At 59.5% G+C, this 20,642-nt stretch carries 14 protein-coding genes; 6 read left to right on the plus strand and 8 right to left on the minus strand.

The window, feature by feature from the left end; all coding sequences use genetic code 11:
• Positions 1 to 236: 236 nt before the first annotated feature.
• From O9Z63_RS18635 to O9Z63_RS18645, 3 genes are all read left to right on the plus strand, one after another.
• Positions 237 to 1,067, plus strand: a complete 831-nt coding sequence (locus O9Z63_RS18635; protein WP_270126892.1) for a cyanophycinase — start codon at positions 237 to 239, stop codon at positions 1,065 to 1,067.
• Positions 1,068 to 1,234: 167 nt separating this feature from the next.
• Entirely contained in the window at positions 1,235 to 2,494 is a 1,260-nt protein-coding gene (locus tag O9Z63_RS18640; RefSeq protein ID WP_270126893.1) for an OmpP1/FadL family transporter, read from the plus strand.
• 27 nt (positions 2,495 to 2,521) lie between these two features.
• Entirely contained in the window at positions 2,522 to 3,961 is a 1,440-nt protein-coding gene (locus O9Z63_RS18645) for an SGNH/GDSL hydrolase family protein (RefSeq protein ID WP_270126894.1), read from the plus strand.
• An 80-nt stretch (positions 3,962 to 4,041) separates the two neighbouring features.
• Here O9Z63_RS18645 and O9Z63_RS18650 read toward each other — a convergent pair whose 3' ends face one another.
• From O9Z63_RS18650 to polA, 4 genes are all read right to left on the minus strand, one after another.
• Positions 4,042 to 5,058, minus strand: coding sequence for a YpdA family putative bacillithiol disulfide reductase (locus O9Z63_RS18650; RefSeq protein WP_270126896.1), 1,017 nt, complete (start codon positions 5,056 to 5,058; stop codon positions 4,042 to 4,044).
• Between the two features lie 66 nt (positions 5,059 to 5,124).
• Positions 5,125 to 5,544 (minus strand): DoxX family protein, encoded by a 420-nt coding sequence (locus O9Z63_RS18655; protein ID WP_270126897.1) that lies wholly within the window; start codon positions 5,542 to 5,544, stop codon positions 5,125 to 5,127.
• A 124-nt stretch (positions 5,545 to 5,668) separates the two neighbouring features.
• Positions 5,669 to 6,148: a DinB family protein gene (locus O9Z63_RS18660; RefSeq protein ID WP_270126898.1), complete on the minus strand. Its 480-nt coding sequence runs from the start codon at positions 6,146 to 6,148 to the stop codon at positions 5,669 to 5,671.
• A gap of 136 nt (positions 6,149 to 6,284) precedes the next feature.
• Positions 6,285 to 9,167: a DNA polymerase I gene (polA, locus tag O9Z63_RS18665; protein ID WP_270126899.1), complete on the minus strand. Its 2,883-nt coding sequence runs from the start codon at positions 9,165 to 9,167 to the stop codon at positions 6,285 to 6,287.
• Between the two features lie 267 nt (positions 9,168 to 9,434).
• Between polA and O9Z63_RS18670 the strand changes: the two genes are divergently transcribed.
• Positions 9,435 to 11,834, plus strand: coding sequence for a T9SS type A sorting domain-containing protein (locus O9Z63_RS18670; RefSeq protein WP_270126900.1), 2,400 nt, complete (start codon positions 9,435 to 9,437; stop codon positions 11,832 to 11,834).
• 20 nt (positions 11,835 to 11,854) lie between these two features.
• The gene (locus O9Z63_RS18675; protein WP_270126901.1) at positions 11,855 to 12,484 is read left to right on the plus strand and encodes a DUF1684 domain-containing protein; all 630 of its coding nucleotides are present in this window, start codon (positions 11,855 to 11,857) and stop codon (positions 12,482 to 12,484) included.
• Between the two features lie 92 nt (positions 12,485 to 12,576).
• Here O9Z63_RS18675 and O9Z63_RS18680 read toward each other — a convergent pair whose 3' ends face one another.
• The 4 genes from O9Z63_RS18680 to O9Z63_RS18695 are packed head-to-tail and all read right to left on the minus strand — an operon-like array spanning position 12,577 to position 19,725.
• Positions 12,577 to 14,967, minus strand: coding sequence for an MG2 domain-containing protein (locus tag O9Z63_RS18680; protein WP_270126902.1), 2,391 nt, complete (start codon positions 14,965 to 14,967; stop codon positions 12,577 to 12,579).
• A gap of 49 nt (positions 14,968 to 15,016) precedes the next feature.
• Positions 15,017 to 16,165, minus strand: a complete 1,149-nt coding sequence (locus O9Z63_RS18685; protein WP_270126903.1) for a DUF4249 domain-containing protein — start codon at positions 16,163 to 16,165, stop codon at positions 15,017 to 15,019.
• Positions 16,166 to 18,949, minus strand: a complete 2,784-nt coding sequence (locus O9Z63_RS18690; RefSeq protein ID WP_270126904.1) for a TonB-dependent receptor — start codon at positions 18,947 to 18,949, stop codon at positions 16,166 to 16,168.
• Between the two features lie 35 nt (positions 18,950 to 18,984).
• Complete coding sequence (locus O9Z63_RS18695; RefSeq protein WP_270126906.1) at positions 18,985 to 19,725, minus strand: hypothetical protein; 741 nt, start codon at positions 19,723 to 19,725, stop codon at positions 18,985 to 18,987.
• A gap of 273 nt (positions 19,726 to 19,998) precedes the next feature.
• On the opposite strand from O9Z63_RS18695, the gene O9Z63_RS18700 reads away from it, so the two are divergent.
• Positions 19,999 to 20,598: a 3'-5' exonuclease gene (locus O9Z63_RS18700; RefSeq protein WP_270126907.1), complete on the plus strand. Its 600-nt coding sequence runs from the start codon at positions 19,999 to 20,001 to the stop codon at positions 20,596 to 20,598.
• Positions 20,599 to 20,642: the final 44 nt, after the last annotated feature.

Raw genomic sequence — 20,642 nt, forward strand, 5'->3', positions numbered from 1 at the left:
AAAAGCCCGCAAAAATAGCCATTCTGTTTCGGGATGCAGACTCCGGCCGCTAATAATATATCGGCGGCCAAGCCAGCATTGGCCCCTGGCTGAAACGACACTGATAATAAGCCCAGTATCTGCCAGATATTGGGCGGCTGGCCGGGCCTGCAGCGCCGCCGCAATACTTCTGCGGCGTGGGCGGTAGCAAATCAGGAGGCTGCCCGTACATTTGGGCCCGCTTCTTCGCGCTTTCTATGCCTCACCAGACGCCTGCCGCCCCGCCGCTCGGCACCCTTGTTGCCCTCGGCGGCGGCGACGACGACGCCATGCTGGCTTTGCTCTGCGACCTGCTGCCGAGCCCCGCCACCGCCGTCGAAATCGTGACCGTGGCCTCCCGCGACGACACCCGCTCCGGCCGCGCCTACGAGCGGGCCCTGCGCGAGCTGGGCTGTACCGGCGCCCGCCACCTGCGCATCAGCGAGCAGCACCCGGCCGATGCCCCCGACACGCTGCGCCGCTTGCGCCACGCCGGCCTCGTGTTTTTCAGCGGCGGCGACCAGGAGCGCATCACCGATTTTCTGCACCACACCGAGTTTGCGCGGGTGCTGCACGAGCGGTACTACCACGATGCCACCTTCATTATTGCGGGCACCAGCGCCGGCGCGGCTGTGCTGCCCGAGTACATGATAGTGGACGGCCACGGCTGGCGCGCCCTGCGCAAAGGCGGCATGCAAACCAGCGCCGGCCTCGGCCTGCTGCCCCAGCTGCTCATCGACCAGCACTTTGTGGAGCGCGGCCGCTTCGGGCGGCTGGCCCACGCGCTGCTGGCCCACCCCATGTGCCTGGGCCTGGGTTTGGCCGAGGAAACCGGCCTCATCATCCGGGGCGGCACCGAGGCCGAGGTGTTCGGCGACGGCGTGGTGATGGTGGTGGACGGGCGCCAGCTGCACGGCAACAACCTGGGGCGCATCGGGCGCGGCGAGCCGGTAAGCGGGCAGGATCTGCGAGTGCATCTGCTGGTGGCCGGGCAGCGCCTGCAGCTGCAGAATAGGCGGGTGATAGGAGAGGATCCGGATACAAGGTGAGCTTCAACTCACCATATTTGCACGCCGCCGGCCGCACGCCAGACTTTCCGGGCTTTCCGGTTCGTTCTACGGTGCGTAACAAATAGTCGGCAAGCCGACTAACCAAGCATTTTTCTCCCTACATTTAAGTCGCGACAACCCCTAATTCTCACCTTTCTCACTTTTTTATGACTTTCAAATCTCTACTCCTCGTGGGTGGTGCGCTACTTACGGGTACGGCCGCATCGGCGGGCGGCTACCAGGTGACGCTGGCCGGGATTAAGAACAACGGTATGGGCGGCGTAGGCGTCGGCCTGTCGCTGGACCAGGCGGCCATGTTCTACAACCCCGGCGCCCTGGCCATGGTGAAGGAGCGGGGCGTGCAGCTCGGGGCCAATGCCACGCTGGCCCGCCAGGCTTTCCGCGCCGAAAACGGCAGCGTGCAGCGCGAGCTGCAAAACAACACGACTACGCCGTTCAGCCTGTTCGCTGGCTTCGGTCCTTCGGAAGGCAAGTTCCGCGCGGGCATTGCCGTCTACACGCCTTTCGGCAACAAGCTGCAGTACGCCGACGGCTGGGAAGGCCGCTTCGCGCTGACGCAGATTGACCTGAAAGCCATCTACATCCAGCCTACCTTCAGCTTCGCCGTTACCGACAAGCTGAGCATTGGCGCCGGCCTGACGTACCTAGCCTTGGGTTCGGTGAACCTGCAGCGCGACATTCCGGCCCAGAACGCCGACGGCCAGTTCGGCAGCATCGAGCTGGACGGCGAGGCTGAGCGCAAGTTTGGCTTCAACGCCGGCGTGTTCTTCAAGCCTTCCGAGAAGCTGAGCGTTGGTATCAGCTACCGCTCCAAGATTGATGCCCAAGTGAAAGACGGCGACGTGACGTTCCGCAACCTGTCGGCTACCGTAGCCCCGCGCTTCCAGGCCACGAAATTTGCCGCCACGCTGCCGCTGCCTGCTACCACCTCCATCGGTATCGGCGTGATGCCAACCGAGAAGCTGACCATCGGCCTCGATGTGAACTTCGTGGAGTGGAGCGCCTACAAGAACCTGACGTTCGATTTCAACGCCCCAGTAAACGGCTCGCCAACCAGCACCTCGAAGCGTTTCTACGAAGACGCCCTGACGTTCCGCATTGGCGGCCAGTATCAGGTAACGAGCGGCCTAACCGTGCGCGCCGGTGGTGCCTACGACAACTCGCCGGTGAAAGACGGCTACATCACGCCTGAAACGCCCGATTCGGACCGTGTAACCGGCACGCTGGGTGCTTCCTACAAGTTCGGCGAGAAATTCGGTGTAGACCTGAGCACGCAGTTCGTGAACCTGAAGAAGCGCACGCAGACTCAGGATGAGTTGCTCAGCAACGGCACGACTGACCGGGTAGCTGGCACCTACAAGACCAGCGTGGTAGTACCCGGCATTGGCCTGAACTACACGTTCTAATCTTCCTCGTATTTCCCACTCACTGAGATGAAAAATTATTCGTTGAAGCGCACCTTGCCGGCCCTGGGCCTGCTGGGCTTGGGTCTGGCTGGCTGCCAGCCCGAACTGGAGGAACCTACCTCCAACAAAGGCACGGCTGATTTCACCAAGTACGTGGCAGTCGGCAACTCTCTCACCGCTGGCTTCATGGACGGCGGCCTGTACCGCGAAGGACAGTTGAGCTCCTACCCCAACCTGCTGGCTATGCAGATGGCCAAAGCAGGTGGTGGCGCTTTTGTACAGCCTCTGTTCTCAGAAGCGCAGTCCAACGGTTCGGGTTATCTGAAACTGACGGGCTTCACCGCCACTGGTTCGCCTATCACGGCCAGCGTCACGACCAATCTGGCACTACGGGCTGGGGCTACCGCTGCCCGGCCTTTGTATACCAAATTCACGGAGCCGGTAAATAACCTGGGTGTACCCGGTATCCGCATGTCGGATATCGAAACGGCCGGTTATGGCAGCGTGCAGGGCAACCCATACTTCGAGCGGATTACGCCGGATGCTTCTCCTACCCAAACCTACCGTCAGCGCGTAGCGGCTTCGCAGCCGACGTTCTTCACGTTCTGGCTTGGTAACAACGACGTACTGGGCTACGCTACCAGCGGTGGCGCCGGTGCGGGTATCACGTCAAACACTGTGTTCACCACGCTGGCCAACGGCATTCTGGATGATCTGACGGCCGGTGGCGCGAAAGGTGTGGTGGCTACCATCCCGGACGTAACCAACATTCCGTTCTTCACCACGGTAGGCCCAACCCTGCGGGCAACGCTGACTGCCGGTAACGTACCCGGCATTGTGGTAACTACTGGTACTTTCTCCACTACTCCCGGTACGCCTGCCACGCGCAAGACCATTGCCACTACCGCCATCCGCGACGCTAACGGCAACGGTAACCAACTGTTCACGCTGACGGCTGCTCCTTATCTGGGGCTGCTGGGCCGGACCAACAACGGTAAAGCATGGCGCGATGTATACGGTCAGGTTCGCGGCGCTTTGCCACCTGCCGTTTCCCTGAGCGTGTTCCTCGCCATCCAGGGGGTTGATACCACGCAGGCGTTCGGAGTATCGCCCGGCAACCCGATTCCTAGCACGCTGGTGCTCGACGACGTGGAGCAGACGACGGTACGCACGGCTACCACTGCTTTCAATGCAGCTCTCACGACCAAGGCTACGGCTAAAAACCTGGCAATATTTGATGCCAACGCCTTCTTCTCCCGCGTAGCAGCAAATGGCGTTGTCAGCAATACCGTAACCAACACGGCGGCATACATCAGTGGCAACCTGTTCTCACTCGATGGTGTGCATCCAACGCCCCGTGGCTATGCAATTATTGCCAACGAGATGATTAAGGTTATCAATACCAAATACGGCTCAACTCTACAGCCCGTAGATCCAAATGCTTCGCGTGGTGTTCTGCTGCCCTAAGTAATTGATAGTTGAATAGAAAAGCCCGCTTCCTGATTCAGGAAGCGGGCTTTTTTGTGGCCGTCGGCGGCACGCTGTTGCTACGACAGCTGCACCTGCTGCAGCACTTCGGGCAGTTTTGGGGCAGCCTCGCCGGCCAGGCGGGCGGCAATGAGCTGGGCGTGGTAGCGGCCGTTTTCGATAAACCAGCGGCTGGTGTTGAGGCCGCCGCACACGGTACCGGCCAGGTAGAGGCCGGGGCGGTTGGTTTCCAGCGTGTCGGCGTTGTGAGTGGGCGTCTGGGCGGCGTCGGCTTCGCAGGTGATGCCCAACGTATTCAGGAAGGAGAAGTCGGGATGGTAGCCGGTGAGGGCGTACACGTGCTGGGCCGGCAGGGTGCGCGGGCCGTCGGGCATGTTCAGCTCCACGGTGGTTTCGGTGATGCTGGCCACGGTGCTGTTAAACAGGCAGCCGATGCGGCCTTCCTTGATGCGGTTCACCAGATCGGGCCGGATCCAGTACTTCACCGACTCGCTGATTTCCGAGCCGCGCACGACCAGCACAGGCCGGGCGCCGGCGCGCAGCAGCTGCAGCGCCGCTTTGGCCGAGGAGTTTTTGGCCCCGATAACCACTACGTCCTGGTCGGCGTGGGCGTAGGGCTCCTTGTAGTAGTGCGTGACGTGGGGCAGGTCTTCGCCGGGCACGCGCAGCAGGTTGGGCACGTCGTAGAAGCCGGTAGCCACAATCACGAAGCGCGCCTTGATGCGGCCCTTCTCGGTTACCACTTCAAAGCTTCCCTGCTCGCCTTCGAGGCCGGTTACCCGCTCGTAGAGGCGCAACGTCAGCCTTTCGGTCTGGGCCACGCGGCGGTAGTAGTCGAGGGCGTCTTCGCGCAGCGGCTTGTAGTGCAGCGTCGTCATGGGGTGCCCCCCGATTTCGAGCAGCTCGGGCGTGGAGAAGAACTCCATGTTGGTGGGGTAGCCGATGATGGAATTCACCAGCGCGCCCTTGTCGAGCACGCACACCGAGAGGCCGCGCCGCTGCACTTCCAGCCCGCAGGCCAGCCCCACGGGTCCGGCCCCGATTACCACTATATCAAAAGAAACGTCGGTTGTCATACGCTGTAATACCGGCTCGGCGGCCGGGAGTTTTGGCCGGGCTTTAGTAGCGGCGGTACCAGGGGCTTACTTGCGGCGCTGCAGATGCTTCAGCGCGCCGGTGCTCCACAGGGCTACGCCGATAAGCACGGGCTGGAAGAACAGCCGCGCCAGGCGTTTCTGGTCAGTGTCGAGGTTGAAGGCGGAAAGGTGGTGCGTATACTGGTGGATGTTGCCGGGAAATACGGCCGCGTAAAAACCAGCCAGTCCGAGGCCCATTTCCACCCGCCGCTTTTTCCAGAACAGCAGCGCCAGTCCCAACCCGATTTCCACCACGCCCGAGGCCAGTACCGTGGTGTCCTTGCTTAAGGGTACGAAATCGGGCACCTGAGCCTGAAAATCCTGGCGCTGGAAGGTGAGGTGGCCGGTACCGGCTACTACCATAAAGGAGCCCATCAGCACGCGGGCTACGTTTTGCAGGGTGGTGGTATGGGGTTGAGGAGCCATAGGAGGACGTGTTAGCGTGAGCGTGTAAGCCGGCTATACGGCCACTTCGCCCACGCGGATACCTTAGGAGTCTTCCCGCCCGCAGCAGTGGCTCCTAGTGCAGGCCAACGAGGCTATGCCCCCGCTACCAGGCGTCCAAAAGCCGACGCAGCAGGATGATTTCGCCGGTGTGGTAGGCGGCATGGTCGGCCAGCAGCATGGCTTCGCGCAGGATGGTCTGGCCGTCGCCGTGCGGAATGGGGGCCAGCAGGTCCGTATCGGGGGCGTGCAGCAGGTCTATAAAGCGCTGCTGGTCGGTCTGGATCTGGGTGAGCGTCTGGTGCCAGGTGGCTTCGTCGGCGGTGGCGGTATCGGCGGGCCAGTAGCCGGTGGGCCAGTCCGGCGAAACGTGGTCGGCGCCGAGCGAAAACTCCACAATATCCCACTGCGCGATGCGTACGTGCTCTGCCAGCTGCCAGATGGTGTACGGCGCCTCCGGCACGCGCTGGTTCAACTGCGCGGGTGTGAGGTCGGCGCAGGCGTCGACGAACGTGACGTGGGCGTTGGCCTGGGTCAGCAAGCTAATCAGCTCCGCGACTATTCCGGCTTTCGTGGCGTGGTCCATGGAATTTGGGAATAATGGTGGCAGAAAGCAGTAGCGCGAACTTTGCAGTTCGCGCCTCCGCGCCGCTCGGGTATAGTGCTATCGGCGCGGGGACGCGAACTACAAAGTTCGCGCTACTATGTTCTGTTTCGGGGCGTTAGTGCGCCTGCAGCCAGTTCTGGCCAGTGCCTACTTCCACTTCCAGCGGCACGCCGTGGGGCAGGAGCAGGGCGGTGGCCATCAGCTCCTTGATTTTGGGCGTGATGTAGGCTACTTCCTCCTGCACGGCGTCGAACACTAGTTCGTCGTGCACCTGCAGAATCATGCGGGTGCCGAGCTTTTCCTGGCGCAACCACTCGTGGATATTGATCATGGCCTTCTTGATGATGTCGGCCGCGGTGCCTTGGATGGGGGCGTTGATGGCGTTGCGCTCGGTGTAGCCGCGCAGGGTGGCGTTGCGCGAGTTGATGTCGCGCAGGTAGCGGCGGCGGCCCAGCAGGGTGGTGGCGTACTCCAGCTCCCGGGCCTGGTTGATGCTCTCGTCCATGAACTGCTTCACCCGCGGAAACTCCTGGAAGTACGTCTCGATGATGTCGGTAGCCTCCTTGCGGCCGATGCCGATGCGCTGGGCCAGCCCGAAGGCCGAAATGCCGTAGATGATGCCGAAGTTGACGGTTTTGGCCTTGCGGCGCATCTCGCCGTCCACTTCATTCAGCGGCACTTTGAACACCTTGCTGGCCGTGCTGGTGTGAATGTCGAGGCCCTGGCGGAAGGCTTCAATCATGGTCTGGTCGCCCGAAAAATCGGCCATGATGCGCAGTTCCACCTGCGAGTAGTCGGCGGCCAGCAGCACGTGGCCGGCGTCGCGGGGTACGAAGGCCTTGCGGATTTCCCGGCCTTTCTCGGTGCGGATAGGAATGTTCTGTAGGTTGGGGTTGGTGCTGCTGAGGCGGCCGGTGGCCGTCACGGCCTGGTTGAAGCTGGTATGCACGCGGCCGTCGGCTACGTTCACTAGCTGGGGCAGGGCCTCCACGTAGGTGCTGCGCAGCTTCGTGAGCTGGCGGTACTCCAGAATGAGGGCAGCAATGGGGTTGTCGGCGGCCAGCTGGCTCAGGATTTCCTCGCCGGTGGCGTACTGGCCGGTCTTGGTTTTCTTGATTTTGCCTTTGCCAATGTCCATCTTATCAAACAGCACCTCACCCAGCTGCTTCGGCGAGCCAATGTTGAATTCCTGGCCGGCTTCCGCGAAAATCTGCTTTTCGAGGTCCACGATGTAGCCCTGCAGCTCGGCCGAGTACTCGCCCATGGCCGAGGAGTCGATTTTCACGCCCTCGTACTCGATATCGGCCAGTACCGGCACCAGTGGGTTTTCCACCTCATTGAGCAAATCCAGCAGGCCCACTTCCTTGAGCATGGGCTCGAATACGTGCTTGAGCTGCAGCGTCACGTCGGCATCCTCGCAGGCGTAGTCCGATACCTCGGCCGGGGGCAAGTCGGCCATAGTTTTCTGGTTTTTACCCTTGGGGCCGATGAGGTCGGTGATGGGCACCGGCGTATAGTGCAGGTAGGTTTCGGCCAGCACGTCCATGCCGTGGCGCATGTCGGGCTCCAGCAGGTAGTGGGCCAGCATAGTGTCGAACAGCGGCCCGCTCACCTGCACGTGGTAGTGCTTGAGAATGGTGAGGTCGTACTTGATGTTCTGGCCGATTTTGAGGATGTGCTGAGCCTCGAAGAACGGGCAGAACTCGTCCACCAGGGCCTGGGTGGCGGCGTGGTCGTCGGTGGGCACGGGCACGTAATAGGCCTCGCCGGGCAGCCAGCAGAAGGAGAGGCCCACCAGTCGCGCCGTCATAATATCCAGCCCGGTAGTTTCGGTGTCGAAGCTGACCTCGGTTTGCTGCAGCAGAAACGCCAGCAAAGAAGCGCGCAGCTCGGGCGTGTCCATCAGGTGGTACTGGTGCGGTACGTCCTGCAGGGTGCGGCGCGGCCCGGCCGGCGCGCCAAACTCGCCCGTTTCGCCTTCCTCAGCGCCAATAGCCACCGCCGCATCCACCGACGAGCCGAATAGGCTGCCCTGGCCTTCGGCGGTTTTGGGCCGCCGCGCTCCGCGCGAGGCCGGGGCGGCACTTACGCCGGCGGGGCTGCCGCCGCCCAGCACGCGGGCGGCCAGCTGACGGAATTCCAGCTCGTCGAACAGCTGGCGCAACTGTTCAGCATCAGGCTGGTCCAGCACCAGCTTGTCGGCCTCAAACTCAATGGGCACGTCCAGGTGGATGGTGGCCAACTCCTTGCTCATCAGGCCCTGCTCGGCGAAGTTGCGCACGTTTTCCTGCTGCTTGCCCTTGAGCTGGTCCACGTTGGCAATCAGGTTTTCGACGGAACCGTACTTCTGAATCAGGGTCTTGGCCGTTTTCTCGCCGATACCCGGAATGCCTGGAATGTTGTCGGAAGCGTCGCCCTGCAACCCCAGAATATCAATCACCTGCTCCGGCCGCTCCACCTCGAAGCGCTGCAGCACGTGCGCCACGTCTAGGATTTCGGCGGCGTTGCCCATGAAGGCCGGCCGGTAGATTTTGATGCAGTCCGTCACGAGTTGGCAATAGTCCTTGTCGGGCGTCATCATGTACACCTCGCCAAAGCCCTGGGCCTCGGCCCGGCGGGCCAACGTGCCAATCACGTCGTCGGCCTCGTAGCCTTCCACCATCAGAATGGGGATGTGGAAGGCTTTGATGATCTGCTTGATGTAGGGAATGGCTAGGCCGATATCCTCGGGCATGGCCTGGCGCTGGGCCTTGTACTCGGCGTATTGCTCGTGGCGGAAGGTCTTTTTGGCGGCATCAAACGCCACCCCAATGTGGGTGGGCTTCTCCTTCTGCAGCACCTCCACCAGCGTGTTGGTGAAGCCCAGGATGGCTCCGGTGTTGAGGCCCTTGGAGTTCACGCGCGGGTTTTTGCTGAAGGCAAAGTGGGCGCGGTAAATCAGGGCGAAGGCGTCGAGCAGGAAAAGTTTGTGGGGCTGGGCAGCGGGGGCGTCGGACATAGGACGAATGTACGCAGGGAAAGCTTGTAGGGTCTGCACAATTCTTCGGTGTGGCGCACTGCTGACGGCTTGCCTCAGGTGAAAATAAAAGTGTGTTTATAGACAAAATGCATAGGCATAGATTTTTGCGTCTGCAGTGAAGATGCCTTGTAGTTGCACTAACTTGTAACCGAATTTCTAACCTTCGCTATGCTCAAATTTCTACTCACTTCTCTCTGTTTCTGGTCTTGTATTATTCTGCTAACGATCAGTAACCTGACCACTGGAATGGCCCAAACGCTCGATCCGTCATTTGCGCTCAATGATGTATGGCTGGCGGGTTTTGTAAAGGATATAGCTGTGCAGCCCGATGGTAAGCGCATTATTCTCGGGGGCTTTAACCGGGCGGAAGGCCAGACGGCCAGCAACCTAGTACGCTACAACGCCGATGGCACGTTGGACCAAGCTTTTCTGCTCAACGTTCGCAGCTATGTCTGGGTGCCCGAGCGGCTGATTATACTGCGCAGCGGTAAATTACTGGTACAGGTTTCTGGTACGGCAGAGTTGATACCGGGCGCCAGCCGTAGATATCTGGTTCGATTGAATGCAGATGGCACGCTGGATACTAGCTTCAACATTGGATCAGGACCTAATACTACCTTGCCAATACCGGGACGAAATGGCGTATTGCTGGAGCAGCCTGATGGGCGGGTGCTGGTAGGAGGTGTCTTCACGTCCTTCAATGGGCAGCCAGCTAACCAGCTAGTGCGCTTGCTGGAAAGCGGCGCAACAGACACCAACTTCTCTCCTCCACTGCTCAGCACAAGCGGCCGTATTAATCACCTGATTTTACAGCCGGACGGAAGTATTGTGGTAGGTGGATTTTTCGTCGTTGCGGGAAGGAACTTGGTAAACCTCATTCGTTTGCTGCCCAATGGAACCTTGGATACTGGGTTTCAATATGTATCACCTCCAGGTTTTATACATGCTGTAGTACAGCAACTTGATGGCAAGCTGCTGATTTCACACGGCTACTATGTTGCACGTTATTCTGCTAATGGCGCGTACGATAATAGTTTTCTGAACCCTACACTTACTCTGGGTGGCATCGTTAGCCTTTTGCTGCCTCATGCTGATGGTTCGGTTTACGTGGGAGTACCGGCCAACAACGGTACCGGGCAGCCGGTTACCGGCTTGGCCCGTCTGAACAGCACCGGCACTCTCGACCCTAGCTTTAGCTTACCTCCTGCCTTGGCCAGCCGTTCGTGGACAGCCTCGGTATTGGTGCAGCTAGCAGACGGTAAGCTCTTGGTGACTAGCCCTAACATTCTCTACCCATCAGGCAATCTTTTAAAAGCAAGTCGATTGATGGTGCTAGAGGCTAGTGGAGCATTGAGCACTGTTTTCACGCCCGAGATTCTGACGCCTGGCATCGTGCGGTCTTTAGCTCTGCAGCCTACCGGTGAAGTGCTGCTGGGTGGCACTTTCACTAAAGTTGGCGAACGAGCTGCCGGGAATGTGGCTCGCCTACGTCCTGATGGGCAACTGGATACGGCTTTTGTACGCCAAAGCGCGCTTGATGGCACTGTACACAAAATTATGCGGCAATCTGCGGGAGGTATCGTAGTTGGCGGCAATTTCGGGCGTGTAGGCCAAACCAATACTCGCTCAACCATTCGTTTGACTACCGCAGGTCAGCTTGATCAGTCCTTTGCCTATCAGCCTTGGAACTATGCCAGTTTTGGGGCCGATTTGACCCTGAACGACCAAATTGTGGTGTATGGATACCGCAACGGCAACAACAACCTGGCAACATTGTATCGTCTGCAGGCAGATGGGACGTTGGATAATACGTTTTCAGTAGTTACGACCTCCAGTATAAATGAAGTAGATCAGTTCAAAGTGCTGTCCGATGGGCGTATCATGGCCAGTATGGTTGATGCTGCTGGTAATGCTGAGTTGGTCCGCCTGCTAAGCTCTGGTACGCGTGATGCTTCTTTTATTCCTGTCGCAGTTGGCGCATCTGGCAGTGAAACCATTGCAGCGCTGGGAGCTGATGCCCAAAATCGAACGATAGCGGCAACCTATAACAACAGCACCCAGCAGTATCGAATAGTACGTTATTCGTTAGCCGGCAATGCGGCAGATACAGGCTTTGTTAGCCCACTTGGTCCAGACGATTATGTGTACACCTTTGTGCCCCAGCCCAATGACCGAATGCTGCTTGTTGGCGACTTCCGAACCGGTAACGTTAGCACGGCGGTCCGCCGCCTTCTGCCAGCTGGCCAAGCGGATACTTCATTCAACGGGGACTTTCTGTCGGGAGTTGGATATACTGGCATAATACAGTCCGATGGAAAGCTGCTGATTGGCGGTACTCGGCTTGGTGGCAGCGCTGGTGTAGTACGGCTGACTGCCCCTAATGTGCTGCACATAACTTCTAAGCATGCTGCTACGCGCGTAGATGCGTGGCCTGTGCCCGCTCACCACGAACTGCACGTAAGCTTGGATGTGGCTGCCCACCCACAATCCATAAGGCTTATAGACTCTATGGGGCGTATAGTCTACAAACAGCCAGCACACCAAGCGCAGCTAACGCTTGATATTCGCCACTTGCCTGTTGGTATCTACTTGCTACGTGTCGACTATGCCGCTGGCCCCGTGACGCGCCGCGTGGTGCTGGAGTAGCTTAAGAGGAAAGTAGGAGTATGAAATACTTATTCATTATGCTCGGCGTGACTGTGCCTTCCAACATTGCCCTTGCCCAAGTCACTTCCCCGCACCCTAAAGAAGCAGAGCACGCCCGCCAAGTAGCGGCCTTTCAGCAGGAGCTCAACACGGAGTTCCGCGACTCAACCCGCACGCCGCTGCCCCGCCCGGCCCGCGCCACGTTTGCTGGGCTGCCGTTTTACCCGGTCCGCTACGCCGCCTGCGTGGTAGCTCGTTTCGTAGCTGATTCGCTCTCGGCCCCGTTCCCGATGCAAACCAGCACCCTGCGGCGGCCACTCTACCGCAAGTACGGCGTGCTGGAGTTCGTCCTCGACGGCCAGCCCCAGCGGCTCACCGTGTACCAGAGCCTGGACCTGCTGAAAACCGCCGAGTACCGCGACTACCTGTTCGTGCCTTTCACCGACCGCACCAATGGCCACGGCAGCTACGGCGGCGGCCGTTATATCGACCTGCGCCGGGGCCAGATCCGCGGCGGCCAGGTGCTGCTTGACTTCAACCGGGCCTACAACCCGTACTGCGCGTATCAGACCGGCTACTCCTGCCCCGTGCCCCCGCCCGAGAACCGCCTAGCTGTGGAGGTGCAGGCCGGGGTGATGAGCGCGCACTGAGCCGCCTGAACATCGGTCTGAACTCATAATACCAACGCCCGGTATCTGCGTCAGATACCGGGCGTTTACCTTGTAAAAGGCCAGGAAGTGCTTTACAGCGCGCCCTTCACTTCCAGTACGAAGCTGGTGCTGCCCGCCTGCCCGGTGGAGGCCAAGCCCTGCACGACCACCAGGTAGCGGCCTGGCTGGTCGCCGGTGAAGAAATCCACAGTGCTGGCGGTGGGCCCGGTGGTGGTGATGGCTGGGTTCCAGTACAGCAGGTTGCGCAGGTCGGGTAGGCGGCTTTGCCAGGCTTCGGCGGTTTCGTAGCGGGGGGCGTAGAACTCGCGCTGTGCCTGCAGGCCCTCGTACTGCTGCACCAGCACCCGCGGGTCGAGCTTGAATCCTTCCAGATCACCCTTGTAAGTGGAGAAGCTCACTACCCCGTCGTAAATGGCGGAACCGTGGAAGTAGCGCGCATCAATGACATCCAGCTTGCGAATGCTGAGCGGGTTCATCGCCATGATTTTGTTGATGTTGAACACGGGTACACCGTCCAGCAGCACCATCGGGTTTTCATCCAATACGGTCTGGTTTACCTTGTCTATGACCAGGAAATGAAAGCCGTCTTTCCGGATCCTGACGATGACGCCCGGTACGTACTCCCGCATCACCTCTTCCATCACCTTGAAGCGCGTGTACTTGTCCAGCAGGTAGGTCTCGTCGGGCGAGCCGTAGAAGGCGGCGCTGTCGGGCCGAAGTGGGGTATACCGGTTGCGGTATTTCCCGAAATACTGGGTTTGCAGCTGCGCCTGCAGGTGGCGCGCGGCATAGCTGGGCTGCAGCCGGAGGGCGGGTGCGGCTGCCATGGGGAAGGCGGGGGTGTACTGGCTGGCAAAAGCCGGCAGAATTTCCAGGCGGCAGGTGCTGTCCTGGGCCGGGTTGGTTTGCATGATCAAGTCACGCGGCCCGTATAGGTCGTTCATCTCAAACCGTACCCGGCCCTTGGCGTCGCTGACGGCATTGTTGAGCCGTACGATGAGGCTCGGCGACGACAGATACGTGGTGATGCCTGCCACGGGCTGGCCGCTGACCGGGTGCAGCACCCGGCCCTCCACAACCGGGCCGTGCAGCTCCGGCAGGTACGTGAAAACCGGTGGGATAGCGGCCAGCGCCTGCTCCCATTTGAAGCGGCTCCAGCCCTGCGTCAGCATCAGGTTGTCGGTAGCTTCCGGCAGGTCCGGGGCCGTGGACTGCAGGTAGTACTCCGGGTGTTCCACCCTGCCTCGCAGGTCGGCGGTGAGCTGCAGGTAGCTGTGGATGTCCGGCCCCGTTTTGGCGCTCAGAGAATCCAGCCGATACACCGCCATCGATAGGTTGGCCCGGGAATCTGTGGCGCCGGGGGTGGCTACGGCAATGCGCACGTTGCCGCGGGTAGGGTAGGCCTGCTGATCAGCAACCGCCGTAATGGCCAGGGGCGGCGGCGGTGGTTGGAAGAACAGCCGTTCGCACAGCGGCTGCTGGTTAGCCCCAAACACAGTAAAGTGCGACACGCCGGGGAGCAGCTGTTGTGCATCGACGGTGAAAGTAGCCTGCCCATTGATAAGCTGGCTCTGCGCCGCCACTACCACCTGCTGGCGTGCGTGCGCCAGCAGAAACACGGCTTCCGGTTGCTTCTGCGTCGATTGCACGGCAATGGTGAGCTGCCGCGAGGCAGTGCGCTCCAGGCGCATCACCACGCCCTGCGGAAAGGCCCGCGGTAAGTCCCGGCTGATGGTTGGCCCGTTGCGCACCGTCACGATGGCCTTGTAGGTGGCGCCTGCTTCGGGCGTTAACATAAAGCTGCCCATGCCGTGGCGCAGCGTCCGGAAGGTAGCCACGGGCTTGTTCTGCTGGTTGAGCACGCGGCCCTCAACTACCACGCCCTGGCCCGCGGCATTCACGGCCTTAAAAGCCACCTTGCTGCTGAGGCCCGCTACCAGGTTGCCGCCCTCCGGATAAAACTGCACGTCGTAGGCTACGGAATCCTTGGCCGCTTGGGCGCCTGCCGTCGTGAACGTATTGACTACCGTCACGGCCTGTTGATAGAAGGACTCCGCCCCAAAATTCTTCATCCAGCTGGTGTAGGCCCGCACTTGGTAGGTGCCCGACGGCATACTGGCGGGTAGCAGGAACGAGCCGTACCCGGTCGCCTGGGCCAGCGCAATCTTGGTTTGCAGCACGGGCGTATTGCGGGCGTCCAACACTTCCACGTAGGCCACGCTGCTCATGGCCAGCGGGCGGTTGTGGGTGCCATCCACGGTATAGGCCTTAAACCACATGGTTTCGCCGCTCAGGTATAGCGGCCGGTCGAGGTGCAGAAACAGCTTTTCCGGTACGGCCTTCTGCTGATAGCTGGAAAACTGGCGGGCAAGTGAGCTGAAGTCAGTTGTCTGACCGTAGGCGCTGGCCCCTGCAAACAACCCCACGAGTAGCAGGAACAGCAGCCGACAACTGCGGCGCAATCGAGAAAAAGGAATAGCCATTAGCATAAGGACATAATAACAGCACTGCTTATTGCCAGAAGCTGGGCCGGACGGAAGTTCCCCGCAGCCGGCAGTCCACACAGTCTTTGGTGGCGGAAGTGTAGCCCCGCAATGCGCCGCCTGTCGTATACACAGCCCGCACGGGTACCACCTTGTTGCCCCCGAAGACGTTGTGGATAGCAGGCAGCTCCACGGTATCAGGCGGAATGCAGTCCTCGTAGCCGGTCAGGGGGCGCCAGGCCCGCGGCAGCTGGTCGCGGTCGATGAAGAGTCTTTGCTCACTGATGCCGTGCGCGCCTACGTATCCCAGGGCCAGTTCCTGGCCGTCGTTGAGGCACTTCACGTTGCCGGTAAGCTGCGACGGCAACGGGTCGAACAAGGTTCCGATGTTCTCGGTGTTCTTCTGGAGCTGCTCCCAGTACTGGTACTCCTGCGGCGTCTGGGCGTACTGCTTCACCAGAATGCTGTATTTGCGCAGCAGGCGCTGACTGGTAGTACTGATGGAAATAAGCGGATAATCGGCCACCACATCCTGGGTGAGGGCCGTGGTTTTGCTGAGCCGGATAGGCGTCGACAGCTGGCTGGCCCAGCAAAGCTCCGGGTAAGGCGTTACTATCGGGCGCATCGAGCGGTTGATGTAGGCCACGGTGGGCACTAGCAGCGGCTTGATTTCCCAGGTCTCCTGGAACTCCCAGCGGTAGTACTGCGTGGCTCGGGTGTCGTCGTGGGCATTCACGTACACGGTCAGGCCGTCTGCGCTGGGGCGCCACGTCACGCTGTCGATGGGCGGGGTGGCTTTGGCCTGCACAAATTCTGAAGCGTACATGAGCCCGGCCGCGGTAGTGATATGCAGCCGGTACAGGTTGCCCGCTACCAGCGGCAGCGGTGCGGCCGTATACACGCCGTCCGCCCCTTCAGCCAAAGGATAGCGCTGGCCGTTTTCGGCTTCGATATACAGGGCGGCCCGCAGCTCGGCGGGCGGCTGGCCCCCGGCTTTCACGTCGTAGGTGCGCGACAGGCGGATGGTGGTTGGGCCGCTGAGGTTGATGAAGCCATCGACCACCAGAAAGCTGCGGGTCGAGCCGATATCTTCCGGTAGGTAGGGCTCGATGCAACTGCCGAGCAGCAGGCTCCACAACAACGATAAACGAGCAAGCAGGGGTAGGATAGCGCGCATCTAGAATCGGAAGTTATAGGTGACAGTCGGAATCGGGCGGCCGAAAATCGACAGCTTGTAGCCATTGATTTTGCCTTCCTCGGCCTTGAAGTAGATGGAATACGGATTCTGGCGGCCGGTCAGGTTATACACCCCAACCGTCCAGGAGCTGTGGGCCAGCTTTTTCACCTTGTGGTTGCCCTCAATGTTCAGGGCCAGGTCGGCCCGGTAGTAGTCGGGCACGCGGTAGGCGTTGCGGTCAGAGTAGTACACGCGCAGGGAGTTGGCAACGTAGTACTTGGCCAGTGGCAGTGTAATGGGCCGGCCGGTACTGTAAGTGAAATTGAGCGAGGTGCTAAAGCGGCGGCTGAACCGGTAGTTGCCGATCATCGTCACGTCGTGCGGCTTGTCGAAGTTGCTGGGGTAGTAGCGGCCGCCGTTGATCATCTCGGCCGTGGTGCCCGCATTCACCTGCACCAGCGAGCGGGAGTACGTGTAGCTCACCCAACCATTGAGCTTGCCGGTGAGCTTCTTCACCATCAGCTCCACCCCATAGGCCTTGCCCAGTGCATTCACAATGTCGGTTTCAATGTGGTCGTTGAGCAGCAGCGTGGCCCCGCTTTTATAATCCACGAAGTCGCGCAACGACTTGTAGTAGGTTTCCACCGACGTCTCGATGGTGTTGGCTTTGAAGTTGCGGTAGTAGCCCACCGACACCTGGTCGCCGACCTGGGGCCGCACGTGCGAATCGCTCAGCTTCCAGATGTCAGCCGGCGACACCGAGGCTGTGTTCGACAGTTGATGGATGTACTGGCGCGTGCGGTTGAAGCTGGCTTTCACGGAAGAATTCTCGGAAAGCGAGTAGCGGGCCGATACCCGGTATTCGGGGCCGTGGTACGTGGCCAGCACCTTGCCGGAGCCGTAGCGGGTGGTGTCGGCAATGGTGCTGGTGGACTTCGGCAGGCCAGGGTCGTACCCGTACACGTCGCGCGGACCCAGCGCCTGGAAGAGCGAGTAGCGCAGCCCCAGCGAGAGCGACAGGCGTTGCGTCAGATCAATCCGGTCGGAAATGTACAGGGCGCTTTCGAGCGCCTTTTCCCTGGGCAGAACCTTTCGGGCAATTAGCGAGCTTTCGCCGCGCGGCAACAGGCTGCCGGGCGAAATGGTGTAAAACAGCGAGCTGACCCCAAAATCGATGGTGTGCTTGGCATTGGGAAAGTAGCTGAAGTCGGCCTGCAGGCTGTTCTGGTTGATGTCGTACTGCAGCCGCGACGCATTGACCGGGTTTTTCTCGCTGCTGATATCGTAGGCGTAGCCGCTGTAAGCGCCCGTAAGCACGCCGTACAGCTGGTTGCTGAAGTTGTGCTGCCATTTCAGGCTGGCCGTGCGGTTCTGGTACTGATAGGTGGTGTCGCTGGCCAGCCGGAACCGGTCGGAGCTCAGATACCCGGTGGCGTAGAGCGTGTTTTTCTCGTTGATCTGGTGGTTGACGTGCGCCGAAACATCCGAGAAGGCGGCGGCACTCTGCCGGAAGCTGCTGTTATCAAGCCGGCGCAGCAGCCAGTCGGAGTAGCTGGCCCGGCCACTGACGATAAAGGCGCTCTTGTCCTTCACAATGGGGCCTTCCAGCGTCAGGCGGCTGGTGAGCGGCCCAATGCCGCCGGAGCCTGCCAGCTTCTTTTTGTTGCCCTCACGCGTCTTAATTTCCAGCACCGACGACAACCGGCCGCCGTACTTGGCCGGAATACCGCTCTTGTACAGCTCCACTGTCTGCAGAATATCGGGGTTGAAGGCCGAGAAGAAGCCGAACAGGTGCGACGGATTGTAGATGGTCGTGCCGTTGAACAGAATCAGGTTCTGGTCGGTGCCGCCGCCGCGCACGTTGAGGCCGGTGCTGCCTTCCCCCACCGACTTCACGCCGGGCAGCGTAAGCACCACCCGCAGAATATCGGTTTCGCCGAACGCCGTGGGCACCTGCCGCATCGTCTTGATGTCGAGCTTTTCCAGGCCCATCTGCATCCCCGACACGTTTTTGTCTTTCTCGGCCTCAATCACCACCTCTTTCAGCGGGGTGATGTCCTCCTCTACCTCAATTTCCAGCTTGCCGCTGGAGCGCAGCATCACCTGCCGCCGGGTGTTTTTGATGCCAATGCCCCGGATATTGAGCTCGTGGCGGCCCGTGGGCAGCGTGAGCGAGTAGTAGCCGAACTGGTCGGTGCTGGTGCCCACGCCGGTTGCGCCAACGTAAATGGTCGCCCCAATAGTGGGCTCCCCCGATTTCAGGTCCCGGATGTGCCCCGCCAGCGTCGCCCGCCCGCTGCCGGAACCCCCGGCGCCAATTTCGTAGAGCCGTACTTCGGCCTCACGCACGTAGCGCGCCCGGCCTGCTACCGTGGTAGCCGGCGGCGGCTCGTCAGAAGCAAGGTCAGCGGGGGCGCCGCTGGTACCGGGGCGGAAAAAGTCGGCCGGCAGCTCTGTGCTGATGCGCGGGCCGGCGGTGATAAATATGCGGTGCTCCTCGTCGGCCACCCACGAAAAGGCCGTGCCCTGCAGGGCCCGCGTTACCACGGCTTCCACGGGTTCGTCGCGGGCCTCCAGCGTCACAAAAACACTATCGACGGCGGCTTCTTCAAAGAAAAAACGCGTAGGCACCTGGGTTTCCAGCTGCCGCACAAAATCGATGAACAGCGTATGGTCGAAGCGGCCGCTCACCCGGTCCAGCGGCCTTTGCTGGGCACTCACTCCGCGCCCTGCTCCGGTTAGGCATAGCAGCAATAGCAGTAACCGTCGATAGAAATGCATCATAACGAAAAAATCAGGTAGATAAATGAAAGCGTCGCTTATTGAGACAACTGTTCAAAATAATTTACAGTACTTATAACGCTGGATTCTCTTCGCTTTATATCAAATTTAAGCTTATTGCTCTTGACATATTTTTTCAAATTATCTTCTTTGCTTCCTATCGCCAGGATAAGGTTTTTCTTGCTGTTAATATCATAGAAAACGCCAGATTTTTCCAAGTATAAGCGGGTTTCAGGCGTGAATTCCAAGGTGATTTTCTGTTGATCTATTCTTTCCAGAGTGCCCTTCTTCCGTTGGGCAAAAATTCTGAAGCTTTTGTCTGATAACAATTCATAAAACCCTGTTCTGACTACTGTCTGCTTGCTGCTATCAGCTACTATGCGTTGAAAATAATGACCGTCGATAGTGAAATTCTGTATATTCCTATTAATGAGTTTCAGCGTAAATGGATTATTAGCATGTTGTACAACTACCTGGTTGCGTGCTATGTCGTAAGCTATTTTTATGTTTTCGAATAAATGATTGTCGTACGTGACGCTGCCGTTTAGCTTCTGGTCTGATAAGAAAAACTGGTGCCCTTTGATGGCAGCATAAAGCTTGGTGTAATCAATATATTCAGATCCGTTATATAATTTAGTTAGGCCTATTTCATCTTTATAATAGTCTTGTTTGATAGAGGCTGCCGGACTATAAGTCAGGGCAGTACTATCAGGCCGCTGCTGACAGAAGGATGGGCAAGCAGCCGCAAGCAAAGCAATGAGTAGTATGGTTCGAAGCATAAGAAACTACGGGAGAATAATTTGCGAGATAGTACCTGTGCCTTGCAGGAGTATAGTGAAGGCAATGGCATGTGGTGATTTGTAAATATAGGTAGTTGAGATTGACTGATGAGTATAAAAGAAAGAAAATGAGCAGGGCATAAGGTGTTGCTTTTTATTGTGTTAGCTATATATATAGCTTGCTTACAGCATTCTGATCAATGTCAGTGCAGATTTACGGAGGCAGGCGGTATGGCTCTAACCAGCCGTATAGTATGCCGTAAGCAAGCTCCTATGCGCTACATCTCCCTTGACCTTGAAACCACCGGCGGCAACTCTGAACGTCACCAGATTCTGGAGTTGGCCGCCGTGGTGGAAAACACCCGGCACCTGCTGCCGCTAAACGAACTGCCAGCGTTTCGCCGGGTGGTGCGGCATCCGGAGCTAACCGGTACGGCCGGGGCGCTGGCCCTCAATGCCGGATTGCTGCAGGAACTGGCCCGCAAAGAGCCCAACCCCGAGCTGTGCATCCCCGATGAGCTGCTGCCCCAACTGCGGGAGTTTCTGCTGGATCAGGGCTTCAAAACCGATAAAAAAGACTGCGTAGCCGTGACGATGGCCGGCAAAAACATTGCCTCCTTCGACCTAGGCTTTCTGCGCCAGCTGCCCGGCTACGGCCGCCTGGTGCGGGCCGAACCAGCCATGCTCGATCCGGCCGCCTTTTACCTCAACTGGCGCAAAGACACCCGCCTGCCCACCATGCAGATCTGCAAGGCCCGTGCCGGCTTCGAAGACGACACAGTAGCCCACCAGGCCCTGGCCGACGCCCTGGACGTAGTGCAGCTGCTGCGCCCGTTCTACGAGCTGCCGGTCTACAAGGGAGTGACTGAGTAGCTGAGTTGCTGATTAAAAAGGATATAAAGGAGTGGCGAAGTAGC

The sequence above is a fragment of the Hymenobacter yonginensis genome (genome assembly GCF_027625995.1).
Lineage (GTDB): Bacteria > Bacteroidota > Bacteroidia > Cytophagales > Hymenobacteraceae > Hymenobacter > Hymenobacter yonginensis.

Coding starts and splice junctions, on each gene's coding strand:
- O9Z63_RS18640 (WP_270126893.1), top strand. CDS start 1,235: ATGACTTTCAAATCTCTACTCCTCGTGGGTGGTGCGCTACTTACGGGT.
- O9Z63_RS18670 (WP_270126900.1), top strand. CDS start 9,435: ATGGCCCAAACGCTCGATCCGTCATTTGCGCTCAATGATGTATGGCTG.
- O9Z63_RS18695 (WP_270126906.1), bottom strand. CDS start 19,725: ATGCTTCGAACCATACTACTCATTGCTTTGCTTGCGGCTGCTTGCCCA.
- O9Z63_RS18685 (WP_270126903.1), bottom strand. CDS start 16,165: ATGCGCGCTATCCTACCCCTGCTTGCTCGTTTATCGTTGTTGTGGAGC.
- O9Z63_RS18635 (WP_270126892.1), top strand. CDS start 237: ATGCCTCACCAGACGCCTGCCGCCCCGCCGCTCGGCACCCTTGTTGCC.
- O9Z63_RS18660 (WP_270126898.1), bottom strand. CDS start 6,148: ATGGACCACGCCACGAAAGCCGGAATAGTCGCGGAGCTGATTAGCTTG.
- O9Z63_RS18655 (WP_270126897.1), bottom strand. CDS start 5,544: ATGGCTCCTCAACCCCATACCACCACCCTGCAAAACGTAGCCCGCGTG.
- polA (WP_270126899.1), bottom strand. CDS start 9,167: ATGTCCGACGCCCCCGCTGCCCAGCCCCACAAACTTTTCCTGCTCGAC.
- O9Z63_RS18690 (WP_270126904.1), bottom strand. CDS start 18,949: ATGATGCATTTCTATCGACGGTTACTGCTATTGCTGCTATGCCTAACC.
- O9Z63_RS18700 (WP_270126907.1), top strand. CDS start 19,999: ATGCGCTACATCTCCCTTGACCTTGAAACCACCGGCGGCAACTCTGAA.
- O9Z63_RS18645 (WP_270126894.1), top strand. CDS start 2,522: ATGAAAAATTATTCGTTGAAGCGCACCTTGCCGGCCCTGGGCCTGCTG.
- O9Z63_RS18650 (WP_270126896.1), bottom strand. CDS start 5,058: ATGACAACCGACGTTTCTTTTGATATAGTGGTAATCGGGGCCGGACCC.
- O9Z63_RS18675 (WP_270126901.1), top strand. CDS start 11,855: ATGAAATACTTATTCATTATGCTCGGCGTGACTGTGCCTTCCAACATT.